Origin of the sequence: Roseomonas sp. CECT 9278 (genome assembly GCF_918698155.1) — a bacterium.
Taxonomy (GTDB): Bacteria; Pseudomonadota; Alphaproteobacteria; order Acetobacterales; family Acetobacteraceae; genus Neoroseomonas.
In genome coordinates this window covers 53,289-65,686 of the sequence record NZ_CAKKLX010000010.1, presented here as the reverse complement: position 1 = coordinate 65,686, position 12,398 = coordinate 53,289, and the positions used below count along the sequence as shown (strand labels likewise).

8 protein-coding genes and 1 tRNA gene are annotated in these 12,398 nt (G+C 71.3%); 5 read left to right on the top strand and 4 right to left on the bottom strand.

The features are described 5' to 3' along the window. Nucleotides 1-30: 30 nt before the first annotated feature. From LQ222_RS09110 to LQ222_RS09100, 3 genes are all read right to left on the bottom strand, one after another. Nucleotides 31-510 (bottom strand): CinA family protein, encoded by a 480-nt coding sequence (locus tag LQ222_RS09110; RefSeq protein ID WP_230165935.1) that lies wholly within the window; start codon nucleotides 508-510, stop codon nucleotides 31-33. Between the two features lie 15 nt (nucleotides 511-525). Further along, nucleotides 526-1,710, bottom strand: a complete 1,185-nt coding sequence (locus LQ222_RS09105; RefSeq protein WP_230165934.1) for an MFS transporter — start codon at nucleotides 1,708-1,710, stop codon at nucleotides 526-528. A gap of 141 nt (nucleotides 1,711-1,851) precedes the next feature. Further along, nucleotides 1,852-3,288: an NAD-dependent succinate-semialdehyde dehydrogenase gene (locus tag LQ222_RS09100; protein WP_230165933.1), complete on the bottom strand. Its 1,437-nt coding sequence runs from the start codon at nucleotides 3,286-3,288 to the stop codon at nucleotides 1,852-1,854. Nucleotides 3,289-3,435: 147 nt separating this feature from the next. Between LQ222_RS09100 and LQ222_RS09095 the strand changes: the two genes are divergently transcribed. From LQ222_RS09095 to LQ222_RS09065, 5 genes are all read left to right on the top strand, one after another. Continuing rightward, a complete protein-coding gene (locus LQ222_RS09095; RefSeq protein ID WP_230165932.1) occupies nucleotides 3,436-4,413 on the top strand; it encodes a tripartite tricarboxylate transporter substrate binding protein in 978 nt (325 codons plus the stop codon). A gap of 175 nt (nucleotides 4,414-4,588) precedes the next feature. Next, the gene (locus tag LQ222_RS09090) at nucleotides 4,589-6,289 is read left to right on the top strand and encodes a tetratricopeptide repeat protein (RefSeq protein ID WP_230165931.1); all 1,701 of its coding nucleotides are present in this window, start codon (nucleotides 4,589-4,591) and stop codon (nucleotides 6,287-6,289) included. Beyond that, nucleotides 6,286-7,152 (top strand): 4-(cytidine 5'-diphospho)-2-C-methyl-D-erythritol kinase, encoded by an 867-nt coding sequence (locus tag LQ222_RS09085; protein ID WP_230166022.1) that lies wholly within the window; start codon nucleotides 6,286-6,288, stop codon nucleotides 7,150-7,152. The genes LQ222_RS09090 and LQ222_RS09085 overlap by 4 nt, the downstream gene beginning before the upstream one ends. A gap of 412 nt (nucleotides 7,153-7,564) precedes the next feature. Further along, nucleotides 7,565-7,639 (top strand) — tRNA-Gln (locus LQ222_RS09080). Between the two features lie 975 nt (nucleotides 7,640-8,614). Then, nucleotides 8,615-11,008, top strand: a complete 2,394-nt coding sequence (locus LQ222_RS09065) for a Hint domain-containing protein (protein WP_305800008.1) — start codon at nucleotides 8,615-8,617, stop codon at nucleotides 11,006-11,008. A 225-nt stretch (nucleotides 11,009-11,233) separates the two neighbouring features. Here the strand turns inward: LQ222_RS09065 and LQ222_RS09060 are convergent, their stop codons facing one another. After that, the gene (locus LQ222_RS09060; RefSeq protein WP_230165930.1) at nucleotides 11,234-12,340 is read right to left on the bottom strand and encodes an enolase C-terminal domain-like protein; all 1,107 of its coding nucleotides are present in this window, start codon (nucleotides 12,338-12,340) and stop codon (nucleotides 11,234-11,236) included. Between the last annotated feature and the right edge of the window lie 58 nt (nucleotides 12,341-12,398).

Below are 12,398 nucleotides of genomic sequence, written 5' to 3'. Positions count from 1 at the left end.
GGGCCGGACCCGGAAACGCGCAAGCCCTGGTCACTCCAGCACCTCCGCCGCCAGGCGGAACAGCGCGGCGGCGAAGGCGCGCATGTTCGCCTCCCGCCCCGGCGCGCCGGTCTCCAGCGTGATGACGCGCTCGACCGGCCCGGACACCGCCAGGCAGGCATGCCCCGCCGCATCGCCATACCGGTTGCCCGAAGGCCCCGCCGCGCCGGTCTCCGCGAAGCCCCAATCCGCGCCCATCCGCGCCCGCACCTTGCGCGCCAGCAGCATCGCATAGGGTTCCGACGACGACCGCATCCCCGCCATCTCGGCATCCGTGATGCCCAGCAGCCCGCCCCGCGCCGCCTTGGTATAGACCACCGCCCCACCCAGGAAATACGCCGACGCCCCCGGCACCGCGAGCAGCGCGGCGCAGACCAGCCCGCCGGCCGAGCTCTCCGCCACCGCCACCGTCTCGCCGCGCGCCTTCAGCCTCTCGCCGATCGCCCGTGCGCCGGGCAGCAGCATGTCCATCGCGTCGTCCTCCGTTCAGATGTGCTTCCACCACCGCCGCGTCGCGGCGATCGCCGCCAGCCCCGCCAGCGCCATCATGGCGGTCGCCGCCGAGGCGCCGAACAGTTCCGCCAACCCGCCCAGCGCCAGGAACCCGATCGGCCCCAGCCCGATGCAGACCGACAGCAGCCCCAGCACGCGGCTGCGCATCTCCGCCGGTGCGCCCAGGAAGACCAGTGTTGGCTGCATGATCGCGAAGGCCGCCCCGCCCACGCCCGAGAGCACCAGCGCCGCGCCTGCCACCAGCGGCCCGGTCGCCAGCGCGAAAGCCACGGTCATCGCCAGGAACAGCGATATGCCGCCCAGGTAGATTGCCTTGTACTGCGCCGGCCGCGCCAGCAGCGCGATGGTCACCGCGCCCAGGAAGGCGCCCACGCCATCCATGCCCGCCAGCAGCCCCACCCCCTGCGGGCCCAGCTCCAGCCTGTCCTTGCCGATCACCGGGATCATGCTGGTGCAGGGCCAGCCGAACAGGTTGAACAGCAGCGTCACCAGCAGCGCGCCCACCAGCCGCGGCTCCCGCCGCACCAGCGCGAAGCCCTCGGCGATGCTGGCCAGCACGGGCGTCGCCACCGCGCCGTCGGCCGGCGGCGTGCGTGGCAGCCGCAGCACCGCCGCCACCGCGGGCGCATAGATGACGACGCTCAGCAGGAAGGCGCCATCCAGCCCGACCGTCGCCAGCAGCGCGCCCCCCAGCGTCGGCCCCAGCACGCGGCTGCCATTGCTGGTCGCGACATCGACCGACATCGCCACGCCCATGCGCGCCGGCCCGACCACCTGGCCGATCATCGCGCGGCGCACCGGGTTGTCCGCCGCCCAGGCGATGCCGTTCATGAAGGACGCCACCGCCAGGTGCCAGACCGCGACGGCGTCGAAGAAGGCCAGCGCCGCGATCACCGCCGAGGTCACCGCCTGCGACAGCACCACCAGCAGCAGCGCGCGCCGCCGGTCCATCCGGTCGGCCGCCGCCCCCAGGAAGGCGCCGAACAGCCCCATCGGCAACAGGCGCAGCATGGTCAGCACGGCCACCACGAAGGCCGAGCCGGTGGCGGCATAGGCGAACACGCCCACCGCCAGGATCTCCAGCCAGCGCACCACGAAGATGCACAGGCCCGCCATCCAGAGGCGGAGGAAGTCGCGCTCGTGGAAAAGGGTTCGCATGACGAAGGCAAGGTCGGGGGAGAGAACTCCCCCGAGCCCCCTCCTTCTTCTGGCACTTGGGGACTGACCGCCGAAGTCAGTTCCCAGGTGCCAGAAAAAGGGTGGGGGTTTGGGGGAGGTTCTCCTCCCCCAACCTTCCCGTCAGATCCCCGCCTGCGACACGAACTTCGTGTTCAGGTAGGCCTCGATCGCCTCGGTCCCGCCCTCGCTGCCGTAGCCGCTGTCCTTGATCCCGCCGAAGGGCACTTCCGGCAGCGCCAGGCCCAGGTGGTTGATCGTCATCATCCCGCTCTCGACCCGGTTCGCCACCGCATTGGCGGTCTTGGCCGACCGCGTGAAGGCATAGGCCGCGAGGCCGTAGGGCAGGCGGTTCGCCTCGGTCACCACCTCATCGAGGTCCTTGAAGCGGGAGATCATCGCCATCGGCCCGAACGGCTCCTCGTTCATCGCCCGCGCGTTCATCGGCACGTCGGTCATCACCGTGGGTTCGTAGAAATAGCCCTTGTTGCCGATGCGCTTGCCGCCGGTATGGACCTTGGCCCCCTTCGACTGCGCGTCCTGCACCAGCATCTCGACCCAGGGCACGCGGCGGTCATGCGCCAGCGGGCCCATGGTGGTGCCCTCGGTCAGGCCGTCGCCGACCTTCAGCGCCTTGGTGTGCTCGACGAACTTCTCGACGAAGCCGTCGTACAGCTTCTCCTGCACCAGGAAGCGCGTGGGGGAGACGCAGACCTGCCCGGCATTGCGGAACTTCGCCCCCGCCAGCGTCTTCGCGGCAAGGTCGAGGTCGGCATCGTCGAACACGATCGCCGGCGCATGGCCGCCCAGCTCCATCGTCACGCGCTTCATGTGCTGGCCGGCCAGCCCCGCCAGCAGCTTGCCCACGGGGGTGGAGCCGGTGAAGGTGACCTTCCGGATGACCGGATGGGCGATCAGGTACTCGCTGATCTCCGCCGGCACGCCATAGACCAGGTTCGCCACCCCGGGCGGCAGGCCGGCATCGACGAAGGCGCGGATCAGCTCGGCCGGCGAGGCCGGGGTTTCCTCCGGCGCCTTCACGATGATGGAGCAGCCGGTCGCCACCGCGCCGCACAGCTTGCGGACCACCTGGTTGATCGGAAAGTTCCACGGCGTGAAGGCGGCGACCGGGCCGACCGGCTCCTTCACCACCAGCTGGTACACGCCCTCGGCGCGCGCCGGGATCACGCGGCCATAGGCGCGGCGGCCTTCCTCGGCGAACCAGTCGATGATGTCGGCGGCGGCCATCACCTCCATCTTCGCCTCGGGCAGCGGCTTGCCCTGCTCCATCGTCATCAGCCGCGCTGTCGCGTCGGCGCGGCCACGGAAGATCTCGGCGGCCTTGCGCATCAGCTTGTAGCGGTCGAAGGCCGAGACCTTGCGCCAGGTGGCGAAGCCCTTCTCCGCCGCGGCCAGCGCCTCATCGAGGTCGGCCTTCTCGGCATGGGCGACGGTGCCGATCACTTCCTCGGTGGCGGGGTTCAGCACGTTCAGCGTCTTGCCGGAGCGCGCGGCGCGCCATTCGCCGTTCACGTGCAGCAGGGTGTTGGGATAGGACATCGGCGCATTCCTCCGCGGTGGGATTTGGCGCGCACCCTAGCCGCGCGACCGCCGCGCGGCCAGTCGCGACGGCTTGCCCCCGGCGCAGGGCTGCCCGATCCTGCGGCATCAGCGCGCCCGCAGAGGCGCCGCACCGGAGGACCCGCCATGCCCCGCCTCACCCGCCGCGCCGCGCTCGGCGCCGGCGCCGCCCTGGCCACACCCGCGCAGCTGCGCGCGCAGGCCGGCTTCCCGTCGCGCCCGATCACCGTGATCGTGCCCAATCCGCCCGGCGGCGGTTCGGATTTCGCGGCGCGCCTGTTCCAGGAAGGGCTGACGGCGGCGCTCGGCCAGCCGGTGGTGATCGAGAACCGCCCCGGCGCCAATGGCAACATCGCCATCAGCGCGGTGGCGCGCGCCGCGCCGGACGGCCACACGCTGCTGCTGCAGTACAACGGCTACCACGCCGGCAATCCGGCGATGATGCAGAACCTTCCCTGGGACCCGATCCGCGACCTGTCGCTGGTCGGCATGGCGACCACGGCGCCGCACGTCATCCTGGTGGCGCCGAACCTGCCGGCGACCACGCTGGCCGAGTTCATCGCCCATGCCCGCGCCAATCCCGGCCGGTTGAACTACGCATCCTCCGGCAACGGATCGATCCAGCACATCGGCGGCGTGCTGTTCGCCCGCGCGATCGGCGCCGAGATGGTCCACGTGCCCTATCGCGGCGCCGCACCGGCCCTGCAGGATGTCGCGGGCGGGCGGGTCGAGATGTTCATCACCACCCCGTCCTCCGCCATCGCGCTGATCCAGGCCGGGCGCGTGAAGGCCCTGGCGATGGCGAGCGCGCGCCGCGCCCCCGGCCTGCCCGATGTGCCGACCACGGCGGAGGCCGGGCTGCCCGGCTTCACCCTCGATGCGTGGTTCGCTTATGCCGCGCCCGCCGCCACGCCGGCGCCGGTCCAGGAACGGATCAACGCCGCGATGCGCGCCCTGGCCGTGACGCCCGCGATCCGCCAGCGCGCCGAACAGGGCGGGGCCTCGACCGCCGCGCTCAGCCTGGCGGAGCTGGACGCGCTGGCGCGTCGCGAGGTGGTGGAGCTCGGCGCGGTGATCCGCGCCGCCGGCATCACCATCGAATAGCACCGCGCGCCAGGGCGATCAGCCCTGGCGCGCAGCATGGCGGCCAAGCTCAGCCCGGATGCAGTCATCCGGTCGGATTGCCTGCCCCGGACAGTATCGCAGCCGGGCCGCACAGGGCCGTGCGGGAGAGCCGCTCGCGGTTCCATCGGACGGGGCGCTGCTCTAGGATGTTGGCATGAAGCTGACCTTGCCGTCATCGCGCGCCCTGCTGCTGGCTGCCACCCTGCTGTCCGCCTGCGCGGCGGCCGAGAGCGGCCGGGCCGGGGAAGCCACCTTCACGCCATCGCCGAGCAACGCCTTCGGCGCCTACCTGGCGGGGCGCTTCGCGACATCCGAATCCGACACGCGGGTCGCGGCCGATGCGCTGCTGGCCGCGCTGCGCGCCGATCCCGACCAGCCCGAGGTGATCCAGCGCGCCTTCGTCGCCACGCTGCTGGATGCGCGACCCGAGGCCGTTCGCCTGGCGCGCCGCCTGCCGGACAACCCGCTGGCCGCCATGCTGATCGCCGGCACCGAGGCGCAGGCGGGCCGTTGGGACCGTGCCGAGGCGCGCATCCGATCCCTGCCGCGCCAGGGGGCGGCGCAACTGCTGCAGCCGCTGCTGCTGGCCTGGACGCTGCACGGCAAGGGCCAGACCGATGCCGCGGTGGCCTTGCTGCGGCCGCTGTCGGAATCCGGCCGGCTACGCACGCTGTACGCGCTGCATGCCGCGCTGATCTGCGACCTCGCGGGCCGCGCGCGGGAAGCCGAACGCTTCGTGCGCATCGCCATCGGCGACAACAGCCCCCCGACGCTGCGCCTGGTGCAGATCTCGGCCGGCATCCTGGCGCGCGGCGGCCGGGAATCCGAAGCCGAGCGGCTGCTGGAGACATTGGCCCGCGGCCAGGACGACCTGGCCCTGGCCACCGGCGAACAGGCGATGCGCCAGCTGATTGCCACGCGGCCGGTGACCTCGGCGGTCGAAGGCATGGCGGAGGCGCACCTGGCCCTGGCCGGGGCGCTGCGCGGGCAGGGCGCGGCCGAGTTCTCGCTGGCGCTGACGCGCCTGGCGCAGCGGCTGCGGCCGGGCTTCTCGCCGGCCCTGTTGCTGGCGGCCGATGCGCTGTCCGATGAATCGCAGTACGCCGCCGCGCTGGCGCAGCTGGACCAGGTGCCGGCGGATGATCCGCTGGCCGGCCTGGCGGGCTTGCGCCGGGCATCGCTGCTCGACCGGCTCGATCGGCCGGAGGAGGCGATCGCCGAATTCCGTCGCGTCGCCGCCGCGTATCCGACAGCGTCGCAGTCGCAGGCCCGGCTGGGCGACATGCTGCGCAGCCGGCAACGCTGGGCCGAGGCGGCGGCGGCCTATGACGATGCCATCCTGCGCGTGCCGGCGCCGGTCTCCGGGCATTGGCCGTTGTTCTACGCGCGCGGCATCGCCCGCGAGCGCAGCGGCAACTGGCCGCTGGCCGAGGCGGATTTCCGCCGCGCGCTCGAGCTCAGCCCCGAGCAGCCCTATGTGCTGAATTACCTCGGCTACACCTGGGTGGAGCGCGGCGAGAACCTGGCCGAGGCCCGCCGCATGCTGGAGCGCGCCGTGGCGCTCCGCCCGCAGGACGGCAATATCGCCGACAGCCTGGGCTGGGCGCTGTACAAGCTCGGCGACATGCCCGGGGCGGTCCGCTGGCTGGAACGCGCCGTCGAGCTCGAGCCCCGCAACAGCGTGATCAACGACCACCTGGGCGACGCCTATTGGACCGCGGGCCGCCAGCGCGAGGCGCAGTTCCAGTGGCGGCGCGCGCTGGCGCTCGGCCCCGAGGGCGACGAGGGTCCGAAGATCGAGGCCAAGATCCGCCACGGCCTTCCGGCCAATCCGGTGGCGGAGAACCGGCGCTGAGCGCGGCGGCCCTGCGGGAGCCCGCGCCGGCCAAGGTCAACCTGTTCCTGCATGTCACGGGGCGGCGCGCGGATGGGTATCATCTGCTCGACAGCCTGGTGGTCTTCGCCGGCGCGGCTGATTGGCTGGAGGCGGCGCCGTCGGCCGGCCTGCACTTGACGGTGGCCGGCGCCGAGGCCGCCGGTCTCGCGGCGGAGCCGGACAACCTGGTGCTGCGCGCGGCGCGCGCGCTGGCGGCGGCGGCGGGGATCGCGCCGGCGGCGGCGCTGGTGCTGGACAAGGCGCTGCCCGTGGCGTCGGGCATCGGCGGCGGAAGCGCGGATGCCGCGGCGGCGCTGCGTGCGCTGAATGCGCTGTGGGGCCTGGGCTGGAGCGAGGCGCGCCTGGCCGCGGTCGCGCTGCCGCTGGGGGCGGACATGCCCTGCTGCGTGGGATCGCGCAGCTGCCGGATGGCGGGCATTGGCGAGGTGCTGGGACCGGCGCCGCGCCTGCCGGCCTTCGGCATCCTGCTCGCGAATCCGCGGGTGGCCCTGGCGACGCCAGCGGTGTTCCGCGCGCGCGCGGCGCGATTTTCCGCCCCCGCGGTGCTGCCCGCGGCATGGGACGACGCCGCCGCGATGGCGCGCGACCTGGCCGCCACGGGCAACGACCTGCAGCCGCCGGCGATCGCGCTGTGCCCGCCGATCGCCGAGGTGCTGGCCGCGCTGCGCGGGCTGCCGGGATGCCTGCTGGCGCGCATGAGCGGATCCGGCGCGACCTGCTTCGCGATCTTCGCGGACCCGGCCGCCGCACGGCAGGCCGCGGGAAGGCTGCCAGGGGAATGGTGGCGATGGGGCGGCGGGCTGCACGCGCAGCGCGTGTGACGGATGGGGCGCGCCATGCACCAGCGGATGGCCGCGCGGGGCGGTTCGTCGCGTCGCGGCCATCATGCGGGGCCGTCCCGGCACCTCGGGACGCTGCGGTGGGCGGCATGCCGGCCGCGCTGCGGCGACGTCGCGGCTGCGCGATCGGCAGGGACGCCCGGCTGCGCCAGACGTCGTCGGGCGGCGGCGGATAGTCCTGCACTGCGCGACAGCCGACCCAATGTCCGAGCGCCGGCGGCAAAGCGGCTTGCGCGCGCGGCGCGCGTTTAGGATAAGGCGGTCGCCCGGCGCCACGCGGCCGGGCGGCAGCAGGGTTGACGGTCGCTTTTCGATCTGGCGCGTCGCCCGCCAGCCGGACCTGCCGAGGGCGGGCGAGGTGGAGGCGGGAAGGCCGGACGATACCTTGGCTTAATGGGGCGTCGCCAAGCGGTAAGGCAGCGGTTTTTGGTACCGCCATTCCCAGGTTCGAATCCTGGCGCCCCAGCCACGCAGACACCTCAGGCATGGCGTCGCTCTTGACGCGCGCTGCGGAACGCGCCCGGCTTGAGCCATGCCGTATTGTTTATGCATGCTGAAGCTGCTCTGCTCTGCGAGCGGGGGCAGCAGTCCTGTCCGCGGCGACGCGGGCATGGGACCTGAAGCGTTTGGCGGCGTCCGAAGCTATTCGAACATGTGGAGCAACCTTGGGCAGACCTGATGCCCAAGTCATCCCGACGTTGCCGCGTCCTGCCCCGGTGAGCCGGGCCGGGTCCGACGCACCGCCTTGGGTGCGGGCATTCGTCAGTGCCGGAGGGCGTGGGCGCCACCCATTTGGATGACGGCGCCAGTTCCCGACGACGGAGCTGATCGACCGGACAGCCCGTCAACGCGTTCGTGGAACAGGCCCACCTTCGGAATACGCCCAGCGTCGTCGGCATCGAGGTCACCTTTCATGGTGGCCGCGATGATCCTCCCGCCGCGCTATCCGCAACGGGCATGAACCTGCAAGGGACGCCCGCAGGCTCAGCGGTTTCACCCACACGGTGCGTCGTCCGGCGGTGCCAGCGGGCGCCGCCGTCGCCGGTCTGCCATTCGAAGGTGTCGAGGACGAAGGCGTCCGATACGCGAAGCTCGTTCAATAACTCTGCCGCTCCCCGCGCCATTCAGACCAGCAAGGGCACTCCCTGACATGACGAGCTTCACGATCCTCGCCGGCGAGCAAGGCGGGCAGCAGAACCTTTCGGGCGCCGAGACCGGCACGCTGGAGGCTGGGGCCTTCATCGGCGTCAACAGCGTCTCTGACCTGATCAGCGTCAGCAGTCCTACTGGTGCGGTTATCAATAATGCCGGGACAATTTCGCAGGGTGGGGAAGGCACGGCGATCTTCGCTACCGCTCCGACTTCTGGTGCTCTGACATTGATAAACACGGGCACGATACAATCCAACGGCATCGCCATATTCATTTCGGGCGATATCGATGTCGTGCTCGATAATGCGGGGGTGATTACGTCTCCGGTGGATGATTTCTACAGTGTCATCCTCGACAGCGGCGATGATCGGCTGATCATCCGCAACGGGTCCAACATCTCGACCTGGATCGAAGGTTCGGGTGGCACCGACACGCTGGACTACAGCTTCTGGACGGGCTCGGGCGTCACCGCGGACCTCGGCACCTATCGCGGCACCGGCCTCACCAACATCAACGGGTTCGAGAACATCCTCGGCAGCGCGCAGGGCGACCTGCTGACCGGCGACGGCGCCCGCAACCTGATCGATGGCGGCGGCGGCAACGACACGCTCGACGGTATCGGCGGCGATGACACGCTGCGCGGCGGCGCGGGCGATGACGTCCTGCTCGGTGGCACCGGCAACGACCTGGCGGACTACTCCGCCGAATCCGTGAACATCACGGTCAGCCTCGACGTCACGACCGGCCAGGTCACCGGCGCCGGCACCGACAGGCTGAGCGGCTTCGAGAACCTGAACAGCGGGTCGGGCAACGACAGCCTGACCGGCGACGGCGGCGCGAACCGCCTCGCCGGCGGCGCTGGCAACGACAGCCTGGTGGGCGGCAACGGGGCCGACACGCTGGTCGGCGGCACCGGCAACGACACGCTGAGCGGCGGCGGCGACGTCGACACGGCCGACTACAGCACGGGCACCGCCAACCTCCTCGCCAACCTCGCGACCGGCGCGGCCACCGACGGGCTGGGCGGCACGGATTCGCTGACAGGCGTGGACAACCTGGTGGGCGGTGGCGGCAACGACACGCTGACCGGCGACGGCAACGGCAATGTGCTGGACGGCGGCGTCGGCAATGACGTGCTGGTGGGCGGCGTGGGCAGCGACACGCTGGTCGGCGGCGTGGGCAACGACGTCGCGGACTACAGCGCCAACGGCGCGGCCCAGGCCATCGTCGCGAACCTGGTCGCGGGCACTGTCGTCGATGGGCTGGGCGGTGGCACCGATCGCCTGCTGACGATCGAGAACGTCACCGGCGGCGCCGGCAACGACCGCATGACCGGCGACGGCAACGCCAATGTGCTGACAGGCGGTGCCGGCAACGACACGCTCAACGGCGGCGCCGGCAACGACACGCTGACCGGCGGCGAAGGCACGGACGTGCTGAACTACGCTGGCGAGACAGCGGCGGTGGTCGTCAACCTCGCGACCAACTCGGCGACCGGGACGGGGATCGGCGCGGACAGCGTCAGCGGCTTCGAAGGGGTGCAGGCCGGCGGCGGCGACGACCGCGTGGCCGGCACCGGCGCCGCCGAGACGATCAGCGCCGGCGCGGGTGCCGATACGGTCGATGGTGGCGGCGCCGCCGACAGCATCCTGGGCGGCGCGGGCCATGACAGCCTGGTCGGCGGCGCCGGCAACGACACCATCCTGGGTGGCGACGGCGATGACGCCGTCCTTGGCGGCAGCGGCGACGACAGCATCATCTCGACGCCGGGCAGGGATACGGTCGAGGCCGGCCAGGGCAACGACGTCATCGACGTCGGCGAGGATGATGACCTCGTGATCTGGACGACGGGCGATGGCAACGACACGATCAGCCTGGGCACCGGCAACGACACCCTGGACCTGTCGGGCTGGACGGGCGGCGCCGACGACCCCTGGGAAACCGTCCTTGGCGGCTCCGGCGAGACGCTCTTCATCTACGACCAGGCGGGGGCTGGTGCGGCAACCATCTCCGCCGGCGGCTTCGAGTCCGTGACCTGCTTCGCGACCGGCACCCTCATCATGACGGCGCGCGGCGAAGTCCCGGTGGAAGACCTGCGCGTCGGCGATCTCGTGGTGACTGCGCATGATGTCAAAGGGCCACTCCGGCCGATCGTCTGGATCGGCCATTCGCGCATCAACGTCGCGGCCCACCGCGACCCGTCGAAGGTGGCACCCATCCTGATCATGGCCGGCGCCCTGGCCCAGGGCATCCCGCACCGCGACCTGCGCGTTTCGCCCGAGCACGCGGTGTTCCTCGATGGCGGCCTGGTGCCGGCGCGCCTGCTGGTGAACGGCAGCACGATCGTGCAGGAATTGTGGTGCGCGCGCGCGACGTATTGGCACATCGAGCTTCCGGCGCACGGGCTGCTGGTCTCGGAAGGCGCGATCTCGGAATCCTACTTCGACGACGGCAACCGGACACAGTTCGACAATCACGGCGTCACTGCATTCTTCAGGGACTTCGAGAGCAATCGCGACACCGGCCACTACGCCGCTGCAGTGCGCTTTCCCTTGATTCTCGACGGTGCGCTGCTGGACCGGATCCGCCTTCGACTTGCGGTCCGCGCCGGCGCGGCGCTTGTGCTGCGCGAGCGCGGCGCCAGGGACGCGGCGACGGCGTGTGCATTGATGAAGCCCGCGGCGTGACGCAGGCGCGCGCCTGCGCGTGAGGCCTGACGCATGGCGGGGCACCCTGGCGCGCTGAGCCGCAGCGCCATGCGCGCCCCTGCCTCTCCTGCCGAGTCTGGCAGGACGCGTCCTTGATCGCGCCACCGCCTGTCAGGGCCAGCACCGGCTTCGCGTGTCGAGCGCGCCGCCGGCAGCGACCCGTCGCGGCGCAGGCCGGCCGGTCGTCGCCGCGGACCGGCCCGGTCAGCGCAGCAGCGCGATCTCGTTGCGGCGAATCAGGTCGAAGTCGATGGCAGCGCCCAGGCCCGGCTTGTCCGGCGCGCGCACCATGCCGCGCGCGTCGATCTCGATCTCCTCCAGCAGGCCGTATTTCTGCGCGGCCTCGGGCAGCAGCACCTCGAAGAACTCGGTGTTCGGGATGCACATGGCCAGATGCAGGTTCGCCAGGTTGTTCAGCGAATTGCCGGCATGATGGATCTCGTAGTTCATGCGGAAGGCCTGCGCGAGATGCGCGGTCTTGAGGCAGGTGGTCAGCCCGCCCTTCACCGTGACGTCGCCGCGCAGGTAGTCGGTCGCGTGGTTCATCAGCCAGATCGGGTAGGATTCCAGCCCGGTCATCGGATATTCCGTCGCCATGATCGGGATGCGCAGCGTCTGGCGCAGCTTGACGTAGTTGTAGACATCCTGGTCGTGCAGCGGGTCCTCGTACCAGTAGAAGCCCATCTCCTCGATGGCGCGGCCGACGCGCAAGGCGGTCGGGAAGTCGTAGCCCCAGGTGGAATCGAGCATGACGCGGTAGTCGTCGCCGACGGCGCGGCGCACCGCCGTGCAGGCGGCGATGTCGTCGTGCAGGCGCTGCGGCGGGTGGATCTTGTAGGCGGCCCAGCCGGCCTGCTTGATGCGCTGCGCTTCCTCGGCATAGGCGCCGGCGGAGGGCAGCACGGCGGAGCTGGCATAGGCTGGAATCTCGTCGCGCACCTTGCCGATCAGCTTCCAGACCGGCACGCCGAGCGCCTTGCCGGCGATGTCCCACAGCGCGATGTCGACGGCGCCGATGGCGCGCGTGGTGGTCTGGCGGATGCGGCTCCAGAGGCGCTGGTTCAGCTTCTCGCGCGAAAACGGATCCTCGCCCAGCATCATCGGCTTCAGGGTGCGGATCAGCGAGGCCGCTTCGCTGTCCGCGCCGTTGGTCGCACTGCCCAGGAAGGCGTGGCCGGTGATGCCTTCATCCGTCTCGATCGCCAGCAGGCCCATCTTGGTCTCGCCGCCGCCGGCGGCATGCGCGCCGTAGCTGACCTTCGGCAGGTCCTTCCACGCAAACAGCGTCAGCGTGATGTCGGTGATCTTCATGCGTTCCGTCCCCATGCTGCGAGGCACGACGCTGCAAGCCCCTTGAGCCGATGTCAAA